At 46.0% G+C, this 19099-nt stretch carries 19 protein-coding genes; 11 read left to right on the plus strand and 8 right to left on the minus strand.

The window, feature by feature from the left end:
• Positions 1-153: 153 nt before the first annotated feature.
• Positions 154-1206 (plus strand): LLM class flavin-dependent oxidoreductase, encoded by a 1053-nt coding sequence (locus EC604_RS09435; protein WP_123063930.1) that lies wholly within the window; start codon positions 154-156, stop codon positions 1204-1206.
• Between the two features lie 152 nt (positions 1207-1358).
• On the opposite strand, the gene EC604_RS09440 is transcribed toward EC604_RS09435, so the two are convergent.
• Complete coding sequence (locus tag EC604_RS09440; protein ID WP_123063931.1) at positions 1359-2018, minus strand: TetR/AcrR family transcriptional regulator; 660 nt, start codon at positions 2016-2018, stop codon at positions 1359-1361.
• Positions 2019-2271: 253 nt separating this feature from the next.
• On the opposite strand from EC604_RS09440, the gene EC604_RS09445 reads away from it, so the two are divergent.
• Complete coding sequence (locus EC604_RS09445; RefSeq protein WP_123063932.1) at positions 2272-3057, plus strand: SDR family NAD(P)-dependent oxidoreductase; 786 nt, start codon at positions 2272-2274, stop codon at positions 3055-3057.
• A 60-nt stretch (positions 3058-3117) separates the two neighbouring features.
• Here EC604_RS09445 and EC604_RS09450 read toward each other — a convergent pair whose 3' ends face one another.
• Together EC604_RS09450 and EC604_RS09455 are read right to left on the minus strand one after the other, a co-directional pair.
• Positions 3118-4425 carry a VWA domain-containing protein gene (locus tag EC604_RS09450; RefSeq protein ID WP_123063933.1) on the minus strand — a complete coding sequence of 436 codons (1308 nt, stop codon included), beginning with the start codon at positions 4423-4425 and terminating at the stop codon, positions 3118-3120.
• Between the two features lie 104 nt (positions 4426-4529).
• The gene (locus EC604_RS09455; RefSeq protein ID WP_123063934.1) at positions 4530-4994 is read right to left on the minus strand and encodes a DUF4385 domain-containing protein; all 465 of its coding nucleotides are present in this window, start codon (positions 4992-4994) and stop codon (positions 4530-4532) included.
• Positions 4995-5154: 160 nt separating this feature from the next.
• Between EC604_RS09455 and EC604_RS09460 the strand changes: the two genes are divergently transcribed.
• The 5 genes from EC604_RS09460 to EC604_RS09475 all read left to right on the plus strand — a co-directional run bounded on the left by EC604_RS09460 (position 5155) and on the right by EC604_RS09475 (position 9837).
• Positions 5155-5616 (plus strand): DUF1877 family protein, encoded by a 462-nt coding sequence (locus tag EC604_RS09460; protein ID WP_205127920.1) that lies wholly within the window; start codon positions 5155-5157, stop codon positions 5614-5616.
• A 156-nt stretch (positions 5617-5772) separates the two neighbouring features.
• A complete protein-coding gene (locus tag EC604_RS29865; protein WP_161556896.1) occupies positions 5773-5913 on the plus strand; it encodes a hypothetical protein in 141 nt (46 codons plus the stop codon).
• A gap of 187 nt (positions 5914-6100) precedes the next feature.
• Positions 6101-7633, plus strand: a complete 1533-nt coding sequence (locus EC604_RS09465) for a copper amine oxidase N-terminal domain-containing protein (protein ID WP_123063936.1) — start codon at positions 6101-6103, stop codon at positions 7631-7633.
• Between the two features lie 256 nt (positions 7634-7889).
• On the plus strand, positions 7890-9338 hold the full coding sequence (locus EC604_RS09470; protein WP_123063937.1) for a GNAT family N-acetyltransferase: 1449 nt from the start codon (positions 7890-7892) through the stop codon (positions 9336-9338).
• A 19-nt stretch (positions 9339-9357) separates the two neighbouring features.
• A complete protein-coding gene (locus tag EC604_RS09475; RefSeq protein WP_240036749.1) occupies positions 9358-9837 on the plus strand; it encodes an SDR family oxidoreductase in 480 nt (159 codons plus the stop codon).
• Positions 9838-9971: 134 nt separating this feature from the next.
• Here EC604_RS09475 and EC604_RS09480 read toward each other — a convergent pair whose 3' ends face one another.
• The 3 genes from EC604_RS09480 to EC604_RS09490 are packed head-to-tail and all read right to left on the minus strand — an operon-like array spanning position 9972 to position 12834.
• On the minus strand, positions 9972-10430 hold the full coding sequence (locus EC604_RS09480) for a GNAT family N-acetyltransferase (RefSeq protein WP_123063938.1): 459 nt from the start codon (positions 10428-10430) through the stop codon (positions 9972-9974).
• On the minus strand, positions 10427-11347 hold the full coding sequence (locus EC604_RS09485) for a D-alanine--D-alanine ligase (RefSeq protein ID WP_123063939.1): 921 nt from the start codon (positions 11345-11347) through the stop codon (positions 10427-10429). The genes EC604_RS09480 and EC604_RS09485 overlap by 4 nt, the downstream gene beginning before the upstream one ends.
• Positions 11348-11379: 32 nt before the next feature.
• Entirely contained in the window at positions 11380-12834 is a 1455-nt protein-coding gene (locus EC604_RS09490; RefSeq protein ID WP_123063940.1) for a PLP-dependent aminotransferase family protein, read from the minus strand.
• A gap of 692 nt (positions 12835-13526) precedes the next feature.
• Here EC604_RS09490 and EC604_RS09495 point away from each other — a divergent pair.
• Positions 13527-13883, plus strand: coding sequence for a nucleotide excision repair endonuclease (locus EC604_RS09495; protein WP_123063941.1), 357 nt, complete (start codon positions 13527-13529; stop codon positions 13881-13883).
• A gap of 257 nt (positions 13884-14140) precedes the next feature.
• The gene (locus tag EC604_RS09500; RefSeq protein ID WP_123063942.1) at positions 14141-14887 is read left to right on the plus strand and encodes a Bax inhibitor-1/YccA family protein; all 747 of its coding nucleotides are present in this window, start codon (positions 14141-14143) and stop codon (positions 14885-14887) included.
• Between the two features lie 112 nt (positions 14888-14999).
• On the opposite strand, the gene EC604_RS09505 is transcribed toward EC604_RS09500, so the two are convergent.
• Complete coding sequence (locus tag EC604_RS09505; protein WP_161556897.1) at positions 15000-15704, minus strand: 4'-phosphopantetheinyl transferase family protein; 705 nt, start codon at positions 15702-15704, stop codon at positions 15000-15002.
• An 82-nt stretch (positions 15705-15786) separates the two neighbouring features.
• Positions 15787-16659, minus strand: a complete 873-nt coding sequence (locus tag EC604_RS09510; protein ID WP_123063944.1) for an arylamine N-acetyltransferase family protein — start codon at positions 16657-16659, stop codon at positions 15787-15789.
• Positions 16660-16951: 292 nt separating this feature from the next.
• On the opposite strand from EC604_RS09510, the gene greA reads away from it, so the two are divergent.
• Positions 16952-17428, plus strand: coding sequence for a transcription elongation factor GreA (gene greA, locus EC604_RS09515; protein ID WP_123063945.1), 477 nt, complete (start codon positions 16952-16954; stop codon positions 17426-17428).
• 313 nt (positions 17429-17741) lie between these two features.
• Positions 17742-19097 carry a sodium-dependent transporter gene (locus tag EC604_RS09520; protein WP_123063946.1) on the plus strand — a complete coding sequence of 452 codons (1356 nt, stop codon included), beginning with the start codon at positions 17742-17744 and terminating at the stop codon, positions 19095-19097.
• The last annotated feature ends 2 nt before the right edge of the window (positions 19098-19099 follow it).

A 19099-nucleotide genomic window follows, 5' to 3' on the forward strand; every position in this document is an offset into this window, starting at 1 on the left:
TCCTGATGTAATAAGAAAAGTGCCCTCTGGAAACAGAGGGTACTTGTATTTTTGCTCGAAATAGTCCAATATAAAGGTAAATAACAAAAGGTGATCTACTTACAATAGGTTAGATGAACGACGGATCGCTTCATACACAGGGAGGAACATACTATGGAAATCGGAATCAGTACATTCGTGGAAACAAATCCGGATGTTAATACAGGAAAACTAATAACCCACGCACAACGTATTCGTGATGTGGTGGAAGAGATTGTTTTGGCAGATCAAGTGGGTCTGGATGTATACGGCGTAGGGGAGCATCATCGTTCGGACTATGCAGCCTCATCTCCGGCGGTCATTCTGGCAGCAGCAGCTTCGCAGACGAAAAACATTCGCTTGACCAGTGCGGTAACGGTGTTGTCATCAGATGATCCAGTACGTGTGTTTCAGGACTTTGCGACACTCGACGGTATTTCGAATGGACGTGCAGAGATTATGGCCGGACGTGGCTCATTTATCGAGTCGTTCCCGTTGTTCGGTTATGATCTGGGCGACTATGATGAATTGTTCGACGAGAAATTGGATCTGCTTCTGAAACTGACGGAGTCGGAAAAAGTAACCTGGTCGGGCAAGCATCGCCCTTCCTTCAACAACCTGGGCATCTACCCGCGCCCGGTACAGGAGAAGCTTCCGGTCTGGATTGGCAGTGGCGGTAATCAGGAATCGGTTGTCCGTGCAGGTCTGCTCGGATTGCCACTTGTGCTTGCGATTATTGGTGGCCGCCCGAAACAGTTCGCCCCTCTGGTGGAGCTGTACAAAAAAGCTGCTGCACACGCTGGACACGACGCTTCCAAGTTAACCGTTGCTTCCCACTCCCACGGCTTTGTTGCCGATACAACCGATGAAGCGGTAGAAAAGTTTTTCCGCCCTGCACAAGCGGTAATGAACCAGCTTGGACGTGAACGCGGATGGGGACATTATGGCAGAGAAACATTTGATGCGGCACGCAGCCTGGAAGGTGCATTGTACGTAGGGGATGTGGACACCGTCGCTGAGAAAATCATCTATCTGCGCAAAGAGGTTGGCATTACACGTTTCATGCTGCACACTCCGCTCGGCACACAGCCGCATGATGAAGTTATGCGTGCCATTGAATTGCTTGGCAAAGAAGTAGCGCCAAAAGTTCGTGAAGAAATCGCGCGCTGGGAAGCGGAGAACGAATAAGGACGCAAAGAGGGGTGTATTGGATATGAATCGATCTATCCATGCACACAGGAAATAGAATAGCAAAGGAGCCTATCCTAAGTGTATTACACCAACGGATAGGCTCCTTTTATGCTTGTCTTTAATCGTTTCTGTATGCACAAATTCTGTTTTTATCCATTCGCAGATGTGCTCACAAGGGAATCTACGACCATCGATAACGTATGGTCATAGAGGGTTTTGGCAGCTTCTTCGTTTTCAATATGTCCTCCCAGGTACAGATGAATCACACCGTGTAAGGGAGCCCAGATCATGCGCACCGCAAGCAAGGGGTCTTGCACCTGAATCTTTCCTTGTTCAATCGCTCCCTCAACTAACGCCGACACTTGCTTGAGTGCAGTCGCCGTTCCCTGTAACGTCTCTCCATCCGGTTTGAATTCGGAAAAAGAACCTCCAAACATCAGCTGATAGAAGCTGGTTTGAGAAATGCCGAAGTCCCAATAGGCGTAAGCCAGGTCACGGAAATATTGTTCAAACGATGCTTGCCGGGGTACAGCTTCAAAACGCTGGGCCATGAGAGAACATCCCTCTAAATATAGATGTTTGGCTAACCCTTCTTTCTTGCCAAAAAGATTATATATGATCTTGGTAGAGCATTCCATGCGTTCAGCTACGCGGCGTACCGTGACAGCTTCGGGTCCGTGTTCTTGTAATAAAGCAGCAGCGGCATGTACAACATTTTGCCGAAGATTATCCGAGTGTTGCAGCCTTGCTTCCTGAAAGGTTGTTACTGTATGTGCAGATTCCGCGGACCCCGAAAGTATATCCTTCATTTATTTCATCCTCATAACCGTATTATTGTTAAACAGAAACCAGGGCATTTCCTTTTCTTATGGTCATTCTACTGTTATAGGCCAGATCACGTCAATTTAATCCGACCTGACAGAGTAGGCATGATGTTCTTAAATTAAGTATAACAGATGTAATTTGACATAATCATGAGATTTGGTTACGATGATTCTATTAGGAAACGTTGTTTCCTAATAGAATCATATGTTTATACTCAATGTAGAGGATGGATGAAAAATGATAAAACAACCACATCAATGGGCACTTATTACAGGAGCTTCTTCAGGAATAGGTGAAGTTTTTGCACTCGAAATGGCTTCAAGGGGTAACCATGTTGTACTGGTAGCAAGAACGGAGTCCAAACTGGAACAATTGGCAGAACGAATACAACGTACATATCAGGTGAGAGCCGAGGTGATTGTATCGGATCTCTCCGAATTAGACGCACCACACAAGGTATATGAGGAATGCCAGAAACGGGGAATACAGATTGATATCCTGATCAATAATGCTGGCTTCGCTACTCATGGATACTTTGAACAAGTGCAAGGTTCGCGGCAGCAGGATGAGATTATGTTGAACGTATTGGCCTTAACAAACATGACGCATCTTTTCTTGCCAGGCATGTTACAGAAGGAGAATGGCGCTGTTATTAATGTGTCTTCGACAGCAGCCTTTCAACCGGATCCGTATATGGCTGTATATGGTGCGACGAAGGCGTTTGTACTTTCTTTTACAGAGGCGTTATATGAGGAAAACAGGAAGCGCGGTGTTCAATTTTTGGCCTTATGTCCGGGTTCAACCGAGACGCCGTTCTTTGATGTGGTAGGTGCTAATGAAGCTTCTGTAGGCAAACGTGATACACCTGAGCATGTCGTGGAAGTGGCCATGAGGGCACTGGAGAAAGGCAAGCCATATGCAGTACCGGGTGCCCGGAATTACTGGACAGCACAGTTCTCCCGCCTCATGCCACGCAAGTCCATGCTGCGAATTGTCGGAAGCATGTTAAGACCACGATTCTAAGATTGCAAAGCTGAAAAGCTACAAATCTGAATTGGCCAGAGGGGATGAATGCTGTAACCTCTAGCCCAGAATGCCTTTGGCCCGAGCTTCTTTGATCCAGCTTGGGAATTCGTTGAGCAGGCGATCATACAATTCTTCATCGCTGATCTTTGAAATGTCGTCCAGTGCGAAGAAGTTAGCATTATCAATGAAACGTCCCTTCATCTCATCGAGATTCTCCAGAACACCGTAATTGGCTCTCCCCAAGCCAACGAATTGCCAGAACAGATTTTTGGTTGAACTTTCGGTAATAAGCTTCGAGATTTTTCCTTTTTGGCTCACCCCGCCATCGCTAAAAAAGATAATATACGTTGGAATCTTTACATTAGGTTCCTCGACGGTGTACTTGCGAATGACATCCTGTATAACAGGGGGTTCGTTATTGGTACCGCCTTTACTTCCTAATGTATATGTACGTGTAATATAATTCTCAAAATCTTGTGCCGTTACGCTGGGAGCACGTAAGAAGTCTTTGGCGAAGAACCATACGTCTAATTCACCGTTATCATCAAATGCAGATGCAATCGCCAGTATACGCTCAAAGGCTTCTTGAACGATGCCTTTACGATACAGATGGTACATAGAGCCTGATGCATCGAATACAACGGCAACACGTGCCTGAATAGGTTCGACCTTTTTCTTTTGGAGAGACAGGGTTACTTTATGCTTGAGAAGATCGATTTTGGTCAAGTTTAGTGGTGGAGGACTCGGGACTGATTCAGCAACAGGTGCAGTGGTTTGGGAAGAGGATGCTGCAACTTCAGCTTGTGCTTGGATCAGAGCCTGTTCGGCTTCCGAGGCATCGTTACTTTCAATCTCCACCCCGTAAGATTCTGCCAGCGGCTTCAATCCACCAAAGAAACCACGGCCAATTGCACGAACTTTGAATCCGTCACGATGCTTATAAACTTCAATGAAAATAAGTGCTGTTTCTGCGGTAGCCTGAGTAATTTCATACGTAATCTGCTGGGAACCCGCTTGAACAACCGCCTGGCATGTACGAACATTGGCGAATGTATGTCCCGCATCGAGTGTAGCCGTGAACACACATTTTTCTACAGAGGCCTGCCGTAATTTATGCGTATCCAGTACAAAAGTGGATTGCCAGTCCTCTACCTGTTGCAGAAGTACACTTTGATGTGGGTCTGCCTTCTGATTATAAAATACAAAATAGTCGTCTGACGGCACTTTTCCTGCTTCGTTTACCATGAAACAGCTAACATCCAAGGCAGAGGGAGCGGATGTGCACTTGATGGTCACCTGAAGCTGAGCACATTCGTTGATGTTGGTATTCTGGCCTGTGTTTAATTGTATAAACGAATCTGTCATAGTCGGCTGCGCCTCTTTTCTTCAAAATAGTGGTGAAAAGTAAACAGTAACAAGATAGATTCTGAACCATATGTTTCCACAAGTCAATGATTTCAAATATGCGCCTAGCCTTCCTCTGACTCGTACTTTTCCCGATGTTGCTTCATCATCTTCACGTAGTCGGGGTCTTTCTTCGCTACTTCCCATTGCGCTTTGAAAATAGCTGCTGCTTCCGCCTTCACCGGGTCGTTCTGATAAGGCAGGATCGAGCCATCCTTCTTCGAATATTTACGCCCGCCTTTATGATTGGTATAACGTCTCGCCCGAGTGTAGCCCATCTGTAAAAACTTGCGAGCCATATCCATGCCAATGAAATCCCCCTGCTTCTTATACTCCAAAAATAGTTCATAGATCTTCTCCGATGACTCTGTCGCAATTTCTGGTGTTTTGAACCGCCAGTGCGGCAGAATCTCACTTTTGTAAGGTTCCACCATGAGTACCCCTTGCTCGCCCCGGCCAACGGTATATAATTCAGGCTGCTTGCGCAGATCGAGTTCCTCGTAATTAAGACTGTAGTCAAATTTTTTCATCCGGTTCTCCTCCTTGGAAATGATTCGTTTATTCTCCCCACATGAGCATCTTCTGGTGACGTTATGGTGCCCTTTTTCCTTTTTACCCCGATTCTGATGTAACATGCACGGTTAATGGGGAACAATAGAAGGAAATGTCAGGAGGGATAACGCGATGGGCATGTCGGGCAGATATGTGGTAGTAACCGATGAGTTGTTGAATTCTATTCAATCTGGAGAGGTTAGTGTACATGATTGTCAGGTCGATCTGGATATTGATAAAACGTGGCAGATGCTTCAGTTCACGTTGAACGGTAACCTGTTGGATGGAGAACCTCCGCTAGGATACGTTGTGCCGCTTGCTAGTCAGCAGTATTTAGGGAACTATTCCGATATGGATCTGTTCTTGATTAATAACAAGCAGGTTCTTGAAGCGTACATGGCCTTGGAGCAGCTTACTCCTGAGGATGTGAGGGCACGTTTTAGCTTGGACAAGATGCTGGCTGAAGGGGTATATCCCGTCATGGAAGGCTGGGAAGAAGAAGAGATTTTTCAGGAGATTGTGCAAACGATAGATACGATTCAGGCTTTGTTTCAGGTTACCGTAGAGAACGGCAACGGGATTATCTTTTACGTCTTCTAAAAGGGCAGGATGTTGCAAAAAAGATATAACCATTTCAATCAACTTCGATCAACTTGCAGAAATCACAACACCATGTTTGATTTATGCACCATCCGGTTATTAATACAAACAAGGCAGTGCCTTGATGATATTCCGCTGAAAAGAGGGAGAGCGATTATGACACAAAATCAGAACGAAGAGAACAAAGCGATCCAAGACGATGAACCGGATCAATTCGAGACCCCTGCAACACCAGCAGATGAAGAGAAAGATGAAGAGAAAGATGAAGAGTCTGCGGCAGATCAGGAGCAGGAATAGTCTGAAAATATTACATGAAACAGCACGTTTCCACGCGCATGTTATGACATATGAGTGATAGAAGAACCAGAAGGCCGGACGTGTTCCGGCCTATTTGGCCTATTTTTATGCGTATCCGTTTACATTGTTTCCAACTGCCCTCATAATATGGAGTGAACCATATTTTGCTAAGGGGGAGATCCCAATTATGAGCCGAAAGTTAAGCCAATGGATGGCAGTACCGCTTGTCCTGTTACTGGTTATTCTTACAGGTTGTCAGGCTGTGGGCGGAGTTGATGTTGGCCAAGCCATGGTCAATAACACCAAGGTAAAATCCGGTGAAACCAAACAATCCATGCATATTAACATAGAACCGGACAAACAATTCGCAACCGATGAAGACCTCGAAATGATCAAACGTATTAACTCCATTTCACTCAACATTGATCATGCCAAGATGAAGGACACGAATACGGCATCGGTCAAAGGATCAGTGAGTATTGAAGGCACAAAACTGCCTTTCCATCTGTCTATGGACAAGTCGGGCATGACCATCGATGTGGATGGAGCACAGAAACCGGTCTACATATCTCTCGATACACTTGGGGGAGCAGAGACGATGCTGCTTCCTATAGATACAAAAGAGCTGGAGAAACAGATGCAAGAGCTTTCTCCAAAGGTATTAACTTTTGTCATGAAACATCTATCCAATCCGAAAAACATATCCGTTACCCCTGTTCAGGAAGCTGTAAATGGCGAAACATTATCTCTGAACAAGCTGCATATGGAGATTAACGGTGAAGAGCTGCTTGCGATGGTTAAGCCGTTCCTTACAAGTATCTCTAAGGATGAGCAAGGCCTCAAGCAGTTGATTGGAGACTTGTATGATGTGCTGTACCCTGTATTTGAAAGCTATATGGGTCTGGAAGGCATGGAGAACGAAGGAATCACTTCTATCGTGCCTAATTCGAAGGAGGAAGCAGTTACATCCATCTATGCCATGATCAAAGAAGGTTTGGACAGCATTCTGGTGAACTATGATCAGGAGCTGAACAACCTGCTGCAAAATACGACTGAACTGAAAACGGTATTTGGTCCGGAAACCAAATTGAACATGGACTTCTTCATCGACAGCAAGCTGGATATTCGTAAACAAAAGATGTCGTTGAAGGTTGCTGTGCCTGCATCCGAAGACTTGCCAGTTCGTGCTGTAACTGTTAGCGCAGACAGCGAGCTATGGAATATTGGCGGCGCGGTCACTATAGATGAAGTGGATGCTTCCCGTGGTGTGATGGAACTGACCGAAGGGGAAGTTACACCGGGTCAGGTGCTTCGCAATTTTGATCCAAATTCGTTTGTTTATCAATTCCTGAAAAATGAGATGAAGATTACAACCAAAAGTATCTTCCTTCATCCGAGTGAAGAAAATGGTGCAATGACGGTCAAAAATACAACCTTTGTGCCGCTTCGGTATCTGTCCGAGCAATTGGATGCAGAAGTGAAATGGACGAAAGGTTCGAAACAGATCGTTGTCATTGACGACATCACTGGAGACGAGATCATACTGACGGTAGATTCTCCGAAAGCAACAGTTGCGGGGCAAGAAGTCACGATGGTGGAATCCGCCTTTGTTGGCAAAAACGGCAAGACTTATGTGCCTTTGCGCTTCATGGCTGAATCGCTGGGAGCCACGATTGAAAAAGAACAAGATACAGGCTGGATTTTCATTGATCGTCCATAATATAATGTGGATAGCTATAAACGATGCGTGAATTGAAAGGGGATTTCAGAGAATGCCAGATTTCTCGTAATGATGTAGAAAAGAACAAGGCGCAAAAATTCCGTTAGACCAACACGGGATACGTCTGTCCTTTTTTGACCCATTACGAGGAGCTTCGGCGTTTGATCTGAAAGGATGAAACGATTCGGGAGTACCTCTATTGGAGGTGCTCCTTTTTGTCGTGTCATCGCAAAATAATCCCTAAGAGGTGTTTTATATGAATCATGGATTTACGATTGTTGCGAGTACAGTGATGTTACGTCCCTTTACCTTGCAAGACCAAGCCGCGCTGGCAACCTTGACACATCAGCCTGAAATTACCGACCTGTTACCCGATTGGAAGATGACTGAGGAGCAATTAAGTGAATTTTTGCAGTTTGTTGTAGGGAGTTATAAACAGTTTAATCCGCAGGATGTGCGGGTTATGCTTGCGGTGATTCATCAGGAGAGCCAGCAGTTGATCGGTTGGTGTGGTGTGTTTCCAAACGATATGCTTGATCCATCTGATCGTGAGGTAGCTTATGCCATTTCACGCGATCACCGCAACAAAGGTTATATCTCAGAAGCGGTACGAGCGTTGACGACGTATCTGTTCGAACATACATCGTTAAACCGGATTGTGGGCATTGTGAAGACACATAACCCGGCTTCTCGCAAAGTGCTGGAGCATACAGGTTTCCAGTATGTGAATCGAAGATGCCTGTCTGATGGGGAGGTCTATGATTATTTTGAACTTAACAGCACCCACTCCAATGGGAAAGCCACTGGGCGGATGAAACCCAAACCATTATCGATAAACCTGCGCCGAGCAGAACACGAGGATGCCGCTGTGTTGACGGAAATCTGCACACGTGCCTTTGATCATGCCATGCACGTCTGGGCGAACGGAGAGCAGCACGTGGATAGCAATCTTTGTCCTCCGGGTTATAACGCAGTTCGCCTCCATGAATATGTGATTCGCGAGTGGGACTATTATGTGGTGGAAGCAGATGGCTGTGCGATTGGTGGCGTAAGCATAAATGTGCTTGGACATGAAATTGCAAGGCTGGATAGAATCTATATCGACCCTGTCTGCCAAGGGCGCGGTGTAGGATCACAAGTAATCAGACAGGTGGAGACTGCATTTCCTCATATTCGGCACTGGAGGCTAGAGACTTCTGGCCGGCAACGGAGTAATCATCATTTTTACGAAAAGCTGGGGTATGTACGTATGTCTGCCTCTGAGTCTGAGTATGGTTATGAGAAGAAGATAGATGGCGGGAGCGGGCAGCATGATCCAGTGAAGGAACGAGAACACGTTCAGGCGAACCTGGATTCGATGTGGTACAGCGCCAGTACAATGAAGAACAGCCGCATCACCGATTGTAATCTGAGTGGAAGCAAATTAACGAACTTGAATATGACAGGAATGCTGTTAGCAGATTTGCGTTTAACAAACACCAAGTTTGAATTCTGTGCGCTGGACGGGGTTCAGTTTCAGGATACACATCTTGGTGCAGACCGTGTGCCAATGCAGTGGAGACATTGTGATTTGAGAGACAGTCGTTTTGTCGACTGTGATCTTTCAGGTGTTGAGCTTGAGGCCTGCCAAGTGTCAGGAATGAAAATTAATGGCGTTCCCATTGAGAGATTAATGGAGGCATATGAGTTGTTGAATCAGCGTTAACGAGACCTATGAAACCGAAATGTTCAACAAGGTGATCGACATTAATCTGAAAGGTGTATTTTATGGCCTGAAACATGTGCTTCCTGTGATGAAAAAGCAAGGCGGGGGCTCCATCGTCAACACCTCCTCCTTTGGTGGTATTCGTGCTGTGCCTAATCAGATCGCTTATGGGGCGAGTAAACATGCCGTTGCTGGCATGACCAAGGATGCTGCGATTGAATATGCGGAGCATGGTATCAGCATCAATGCAGTAGCTCCAGGAGCCATTTTGACAGACAAGGTGATCGGTTCATTCAAACAGATTAACCCGAATGACTGGGAGCCGGCGTCCAAAGAGTTTGTAAAGGACAACCCGGCCAAACGTCCGGGTGATCCCGAGGAAGTCGTACGTCTGGTTGCATTCTTGCTGTCTGGTGAATCGCCATTTATCAACGGAGCCATCATTCCGATTGACGGTGCACAATCTGCCAAGTACTATATCAATCAGATAAGAAAATGAAATATAAATATGCCCTTCCGAGCCACTTTAGCGCTTGGGAGGGCATGTTTTATGGTTTAGATATCAGCGAATGGCATCCTAAGATATACGCGCGATAAAGTTGCGGCAGTCGTGTCTGGTCGTCCACACCTCATTCAATTGTGTTGCAGCAGCTGTGGTTTTTTGCTGAATCCGGTACTGCCAGCGGTATAACCCATCTCCTGATAAAATGCATGCGCGGCTTCACGATCGGCACGATTACCGCTGTTTAGCGATATAGAGTCCACCTGCTGTGCTGCTGCCCACTGCTCAGCAGCGAGTAGAAGCTGACGGCCGATGCCGGAGCCGCGGTAATGCTCATGAACAACCAGTGCCATGATACGGCAATGTCTGCCGTTCTTTTCATATGAATAGGATGTCTGCATGCCGAGCAGTCCCACTACACGTCCGCGCACTTCGGCTGCCAACGTTGTAAAATTGGCATCAGCGGCGATGTGAGCATATCTTTCCTGCATCTCGGCGTAGGTTGTTGGGTATCCCAGCTGATCCATGAGAATCACCATGTCCTGCAAATCCTGATCGGTGCTATGCCGGATATTTACATCTAGACTCATATACGAGACAACTCCCCGGAACGTTCTTTGAGAGACAGATCAATGATTGTGTCTAGCAACTTGGCAAAAGAAATCCCTGCAGCGGCTGCGCTTTTGGGCAGCAGGCTGTTTCGGGTAAGCCCCGGTAAGGTGTTAACCTCCAGCACGTAAGGCACACCTTCCCGAATGAGCATATCCACCCTGGCGTAGACACTGCATTTAAGTACGTTGTAACAAGTTAACGCAGCGGCTTCTACGCGCTGATGCAACTCAGAAGGGAGATGCACGACCTGCTCATCCGCACCGTTATCATCATATTTAGCTGCATAATCGAAAAAGGCAGCATTGGCATGAATAGAGATCACGGGTAACATCTTACCATCGACAATTGCACAGGTAATCTCTTCACCCTCAATGTATTGCTCAATCATCACACTGTCATCCCAGGCAAGAGCAGCTTCTACCGCCGCAGGCAGGGATGATGGATCATGGACAATCTGCGTTCCAATGCTGGAGCCGCCCGAATTTGGTTTGACAACGACTGGGTACGTTAAGTGCTGGACTGCCGCTGAGGACAGATCTTGCATTCGGTTCACTTGGAGCCAGTCTCCTGTGAGTACTCCTGCTTGCCGCATGAGCCGTTTGGACATGTCCTTATCCATACATACACTGCTTGCAAGCACACCGCAACCCGTGTAAGGAATGCCAAGGGATTCAAGCGTGCCTTGCACCGTACCGTCTTCCCCGTATTTACCGTGCAGGGCAAGCAAGGCTACATCGATTCCGTCCGATTTATCGATCAAATCCCGTTTGGAATTTAACTCAATCGGTACGACCTCGTATTTCCTTTTGTCCAAGTTCGCAATCATCTCCTGTCCAGTGAGCAGGGATATATCCCGCTCTGAAGATGTTCCGCCCATAATAACGCCGACTCTCATGTGAAAATCCTCCCTATAGTTATCTAAATTCCTTACATCATACTCGCAACCGTTTCTCCGATAATACGGATGCCTTTGCGGATGTTCTCGTCACTGACTCTGGAAAATCCAAGACGCATGGTGTGAAGCCCTTGACCTGGCTCCAGATAAAAGGTATCTCCAGGAGTAAAGGTTACCCCTTTTACCTTACAGGCGGTCAGCAACTCTCTTGTTCGCACCTCTGGTGGAAACTGCACGAACAGATGCAGGCCGCCTGCTCCGGATATTTGGCACATTGGCAGATGCCGTTTCAGACAATGCACAGCGAGTTCATATTTTCGCTTGTACTCGGTACGAGCCCGTTTCAGGTATTTTTCAAAATTGCCGTTGCTCAAATATTGATATAACAGGGACTGATCCAGAGTAGACGTATGAATACTGCGTGCCCGCTTCATGCTTTCGAGATAATCGATCAATGCGACATCGGCGATAATCCAGCCCACACGCAGTCCGGGGAACAATACTTTGGAGAAGCTGCCAAGATAGACAAGGCCATTACCCTTACCCATACTGGAGATCAAGGGCGAGACATGGGAGCCCGAATAACGAAGCTCTTCGTTAAATCCATCTTCAATGATCGGAACTCGATACTCGTTCATTAAACGTATAATTTCAGTTCGTTTTGCGGGTGAAGTCACGATTCCGGTCGGATTGTGATACGAGGGCACAAGATATGCCAGATCATACGCGCTTCCAGCCAGTTCTTGCTCCAGCTGCTTCAGATCAAGGCCATCCGGTTCCATATGGATACCAGTTAACTGAAACTGGTGCAACTTCAGGTTTTTGATGGCTGTGTGATGTGTGGGATTCTCACAGAGTGCTTTGCCGCTCTTCTTGCGCAATGCCCCAAGTACCAGGTCAAATCCCTCCGTAAACCCGTTCGTAATCAAAATATCTTTGCCCGCAAGGTCGACCCCTTTGTTCTCCATATAGTGCAGCAAATAATTCATGAGCGGTCTATATCCTTGCGCGTAGCCGTAATTTAGTAAAACTTCTCCTTCAAGTGACATGCGATCCAAGAAGGCCCGTTTCACATTTTGAAGATCAAACAGTTTTTCATCCGGAGCGATGCTGGTGAAAGAAATTTCACCGCGCTCGGCTCCTGAGCCGTGTTTCATCAGATCATATTGCTCTGCCTGAATTGCATAATCGCTTACCTCTGCTGTCCAGTCTAGTTGCCAATGTATTGCATTGGTCTGCTGTGTTTCAATAAGTGTGCTGACGTAATTCCCCTTACCTTTGAGCGCATAAATAAGCCCTTCCTCTTCAAGCTCTGCATAGGCGAGCAAAATGGTGCTGCGGCTTACCTTCATCAGCGTGCTCAGCTCACGGGTCGAAGGTAGCTTCTGATTGGGTTGCAGACCGCCTTTTAACATTAATCGTTTTAAATAATCTTTGACTTGTATATATACAGGGCGGTCCTCCGTCAATTGCAGATCGGAATACATCCCATCACTCCCTCTACTGGTATCTTGCCATATTATAAACCCAGCAGAAAGAACCACGATACCTCTGTTTCGCAACTAAGGTGGCCTGAGTTGTACGCACAACGGGAAAAAGCCCTGGCTCATATGCCGGGCTGGAGGTGAAACTTGTTCAATTCTAAGGGTGTAATGCTATCCTGTTCTAGCTACAGTTACGTTTCTGACTAGTCTCTAGAAAATACCTGCTGTATAATTCTACGTGGATCTACTTGCTATGCTCTATGCGATCTATATGATTCTAATTCTAGATGATAAACTTGGTGCTGTAATTACAAGAAATCTTTAAAAGGCTAATTATTGCCATTCACTGCTTGCTGCAATAGGTTTTCGTATAGATGGTGATTCTACAATCTACAAAGCTACGGTTCTTACTAACTGTACTCTTCTCGTGTGCACGTCACCGAATTCAGTATGAAAAAGATAAAACATGTTAGGCCTATAAGACGAGTGTGGATACAAAGACATATGTCTCAGTGCCCAAATTCTTCCTCATACCCCTATAGTACCACTTTGAATCAGGGAAGTTAACCTTTTTTTTGAAATATTTGTCGCAAAAGCGAAAATTCCGTGAATTGTACCTCATTTAACTCGAAATGGTGTCGGATTATGATATGTGTTAGGATGTATTTCTAGAGAATATAGAGGAAGTGAAATGGATGATTCAGATTACGGTTCCAACACCAGATGTGACGATTACAAAGCAGGAAAATCCGCAGTTAAGCCACATTTACGGATTTACGGATTTTCACCTGATTACACGGGAGCAAGGCGGAATTTTCATGTTTTATAATGCCGATGATGAGTTGTTATTTGTCGGGAAAGCGCGAAAATTAAGACCGCGAATCAAAAAGCATTTTGAAGATACGGTATCCCCAATCAAGAATCACCGTGAGGAAGTCACGAAGATTGAAGTTTGCTTGGTAGAAGATCCGATGGATCGTGAAATTTACGAGACTTATATCATCAACACAATGCAGGCGAAGTATAATGTAGACAAGGTGCTGTATAAGTAAGCAGGTAAGTTATTTAAGTTATTCAAGTTATTCAAGATGCACAAGCAAGTAAGTAAGCTTGAAATACTTAGGACATATGTCCTAGGTGTGTGTAAAGATGGAAAGGATGTAATCCATGATTGCATCCGATTCCATTCTCTTCGCAAATATAGTTCTACGTAACAAGTTATAGGAGCTGAAAAGTTCACATTTCAAGGAAGTAGCACTAGGCCCTTAGTTTCACAGATATACCAAATACATAAGAAGAGGTGATTGTGTTGATCGGTCGTAGTGGTAATCCTACACTTAAAGACAGCACGTTTGAGAACAGAGGATATGGAGAGGATCGATACCAGAATTACATGACGATTAACGGCACAGTGAACAAAGCGTTCATCACGTTGATCATCTTGCTGGGCAGTGCATTTGCAACCTGGATGATGTTTTTTAACGGACAAGAAGTGATGCCGCTTGCTTATGGCGGATTAATTGTGGGTTTCATTCTGGCGCTGATTATTTCGTTTAAACCGGTGGTATCTCCTTATCTTGTACCGATCTACGCGGTAGCAGAGGGAATGTTCCTAGGTGCACTTTCGGCAAGTTATGAGTCCTTGTATAACGGAATTACCTTGCAAGCGGCTTTGTTGACCATGGCTGTATTCGTTGCTCTGTTAATGGCCTATAAAACAAGATTAATTAAAGCAACGGAGAACTTTAAACTAGGTGTGGTGGCTGCAACAGGCGGCATCATGATTATGTATTTGCTCAGCTTTGTGCTCGGTTTGTTCGGCATTACGGTTCCATATCTGCATGAAAATAGTCTGATTGGGATCGGCATCTCGGTTGTGATCGTCATTGTTGCTGCGCTTAATCTGGTACTGGATTTCGACTTTATTGAAGGTGGTGCAGAGCAAGGAGCACCCAAGTATATGGAGTGGTACGGTGCGTTCGGGTTGATGGTCACATTGGTATGGTTGTACATTGAAATCCTTCGTCTGCTCAGCAAGCTGCGGAGCCGCGACTAATCGTACCGTTACAGTTATATGGGTTTACAGATAAAAGGAGCGAACCGCCGGGGATCTTTACCACCGGATAGATTCGCTCCTTTTTACTCCGTAAGGGGTCCTCTTTTGCAAATTAAACCAATTCAGTGTATAAACTTTCCAGCGTCACGATTTCGGGCTGGTTTGGCAACTCGCCTTCTGCAGCACAGGCAGCGAACATATGCTGTTCATCCAAAGGATGACTGTAGAAGCGATGCCTAACGATTTGCCCGTCATGGTTGCATCGCCAATCAAGTTCTCCATCTTGCTGAACATGGGGAAGAATAGCGAAGGAATCCAGCGGCATGGAGAGCCCCATGCCCACAGCCTTGATATAACTTTCCTTCAGCGTCCACAGACGATAGAAGGTCTCCCGCTTCATTACCTCAGGCTTACCATCCAATAATTGACATTCTGATGAAGAGAAGAAACGCTCTGCGATTTGCAGGTCAATCGGTGCTATTTTCTCCACATCCACACCAAGCTCATCTTTACTTCCGGTAATCAGTGCAACCCAATCGCCGGAGTGCGAGACATTAAATTGTACATCAGCATCGTGAGTGAGGGCAGGTTTGCCATATTTGTTACGGGTAAACGTAATCTCTCCATGCCCTAGGCCAGTCAACTTGCTTAACTTCACACGGGCTAACACTTCACCCATAACAGAGCGGTAAGTGTCCGCCAGATGTATAAAACGAGAAGCCTGTGCCCGCCGCTCCTCAGAGACGGATGACAGAAAAAGATCCCAGCATACTTCGGGTATCACAGAGGGTACTTGCAGTACTTGTATAGTTATCATCATTTATCACCTGACGTTGTATTCGGCATGGATGACAGGCTTTCCTCTATATTTATCCTTATCTCGCGTTTTCCCCAGTGGATCAGGCTAGTTGTGTTTTTTTCCATTCTTCATGCGCAAACTGTATTCGATCCCACATCTCCCTACGTTCTTGTTCCGTATAATTCACTAACGGTTCATAGAAAAGCTTGGTTAGTACGTCTTTCCACTCATTGTAGGTTTGAATTTCCGTCTTGCTAATGCCTTCGATCCCATGCGTGCGAAGCATGCATCCCCTGAGCTCATAGCTGTGGCTGGTATCTCTCTGACGGAGCAAAAATGCATTATGCCAGGGCGAATCCACGGATTGGCTGTAGAATTCATGCTTGGGAATAAACTCTTCCAAGAGGGTAAGCTCCTCGGGATCATAATCGACTCCCTTACTTGGTCCGTTAGGCTCGTATTCAAGCCTCCATCCTCCGAGAACAACGGAAGAAGGCATTAATGTATAAGTAAACGGCGCAGGTCCATAGGTTCCGTAACGAAGAGGGAGAGGTTCAAAAGGCATACCCCCCAGACCGACATCTACAATCCAACGTTCCACATTCGGGTACGCATCTGGCAAAGAGACAGACAGACCGAGATGGAACGAGTTCACACGCGGCTGTTCTCCATGCGGCTGAACGCCTGCCCGGTGCCAATGCAATGTATATCCAAGAGAATGAAGTAAAACACTGAATGCGCCATTCAAATGGAAACAGTAACCGCTGCGTCCTTGTAGAATAAGTTGCACGGATTCTTGCAGATCGATGCCCGCAGGTCTACCTGCAAAAATATCGACCGTTTGCCAAGATAAATGGTGGATATGTGCCTGTTGCAGTTCGGCAAGGAATTCTAAAGTCGGTTTCTTGATCGTATCCAAGCCTATCCGTTTCAGATAAGCGTTTATTTCAGCTGGAGTCAATGTAACATTCATCTCGATCACCTCAAGTCATATGATGGGCTGCAGGTCATTGTCTTGAATGTTGCTGCCCTGAACTCATTGTATAAGTGAACATCTGAAATGCACACATGTGTTTACTCTAATTGTACCGGTACAATATCAACTGATCATAAAGTATAGGAGTTATAAGGTACGCACATCATATTCCCAGTGTGGAGTTATTTCGATATATGGGAGTTTGGTTTCTTTTTCCGGGGTATGTTAACCGTTTGGAGTGGAAATAGGTTAGAATAGAGATAGATAGCAGGATTAGGAGATGGAAAACATGGCTAATGATGAAGTGATTTTGACACAGGAAGGCTTGGAAAAGCTGGAGGAAGAACTGAAGGAACTGAAAACGGTGAAACGCAAGGAACTGGCAGAACGTTTGAAGCTTGCGATCAGTTACGGGGACCTGAAGGAGAACAGTGAGTATCATTCAGCCAAAGATGATCAAGCATTTATGGAGACCCGCATACTGATTCTGGAGAAGATGTTGACCAAAGCAAGAGTCATCAGCGCAGACAATATCGATTCCAACCAGGTAAGCATTGGCTCGACAGTACTGTTGAACGACCTTGAATTTGCTGAAAAGATCGAATATCAACTGGTCGGTCCAGCGGAAGCGGATGTATCGAACAACAAAATTTCGTATGAGAGTCCACTGGGCAAAGAGTTGATGGGCAAAGAAGTGGGCAGTGTGATTCATGTCAATGCTCCGATGGGCGTCATCAAATACGAATTGCTGGAGATCAAAGTATAGTCAGCGTAAAGTAAAAATAGTAAACATATGCGGGGATATCACCCTGCGATATATAGAATTTCTTTAAAAGAGGAGAAGTTTCAGAGGCTGCGCGAAGAGCTGTCTGGAACATCTCCTCTTTTTGTTTTTCCAAGTTAACTCAGGGTTAATTGTTGATGGGTATGGTTAAGCTTCAGGTTATTTTCCCATACTGAATACATCCTGAAATCATCTCCAATTTGGTGAATTTTCGACAAATACTGATTTTTGCATGACCTGACACGCGGACTAGTATATAATTACGGGAAAACTTTAAAGTGATGGAGTAGATACAATGAATTTGAGTAAGTCTGATCTAGACCCGAACAACGCTGGCAAAGGGGAGCGCTTCTCGCGTGCCGGTTTTATTTTGGCGGCAATCGGTAGTTCCGTGGGTCTCGGTAACATGTGGAAATTTCCTTATATTACGGGCGAAAATGGGGGGGCGGCTTTTTTCCTGCTCTTTATTGTCTGTCTCTTGCTGATCGGCTTGCCTGTATTGCTTGCCGAACTGGCTATTGGACGCAGTGGGCGGGGGAGCGCAGCGACTGCTTTTATCAAAGCGGGCGGGCATAAAGGCTGGCTGGCAGCTGGTTTACTGCAAGTATTAACACCGTTTATTATTCTGTCCTTCTACGTCATCATCGCAGGCTGGACATTGCAATATGCCGTAACTTCGTTCAGCGGCACGTTGTTTAACAATTCGGATTATGCCGGACAATTCAGCAGTTTCGTCGGAGGCTATATGCCGATTGTATGGCAATTGGTATCCGTTCTGATTACTGGCTGGATTGTAGCGAAGGGTGTATCGAACGGGATTGAGAAGTTTAACAAAATTTTGATTCCAGCGATGCTGGTTCTGTTAATTGTGCTGATGATTCGTGCAGTTACCCTGCCGGGGTCAGGCGCGGGGGTTTCCTTTTTCCTGAATCCAGACTTCTCCCAGCTTACAACGGAGTCGGCATTGGTTGCGCTCGGACATGCTTTCTTCTCGCTGTCACTAGGTATGGGTATTCTCGTAACGTACGGTTCATATGTGGACAAAAGCCAGTCCCTTGGCGCGGCAACAGTTGCAGTTGGTGCAGGTGACTTGCTGTATGCCTTTATCGCGGGTCTGATTATCTTCCCAACGACGTTTTCGTTTGGTATTGCACCTGACCAGGGGCCGTCCCTGATTTTCATCGCACTGCCTGCAGCATTCTCGGCGATGCCGCTTGGTTTTCTGTTCGCTGGATTATTCTTTATAATTCTGGCAATTGCGGCGTTAACATCATCAGTATCACTGCTGGAGGTTCCCGTTAAATATTTCATGGAGCGTTTTGCATGGAGTCGTAATCGTGCCGTATGGAGCATCTCTCTCGCTGTCTTCATCGTAGGACTGCCTTCCGTTCTGTCGCTCGGACTGTTCCCGGAGTGGAAGATCGGATCGAAGAGTGTATTCGACTGGATGGATTTTGTGGCGTCCAACATCTTGCTTCCTGTAGGCGGGTTATTGGTTACGATCTTTGCGGGATACTTTTGGAAAACGGCTGCGGAGGCAGCTGGTCTAAGCTCCGGCTGGTTCCGCATCTGGTTGTTCATGCTTCGTTATGTTGCACCTATTCTGGTTCTGCTCGTGCTGCTGCATACGTCTGGCATTATTCACTTCTAGGC

The sequence above is a fragment of the Paenibacillus amylolyticus genome (assembly GCF_003719335.1).
Classification (GTDB): Bacteria; Bacillota; Bacilli; order Paenibacillales; family Paenibacillaceae; genus Paenibacillus; species Paenibacillus amylolyticus_D.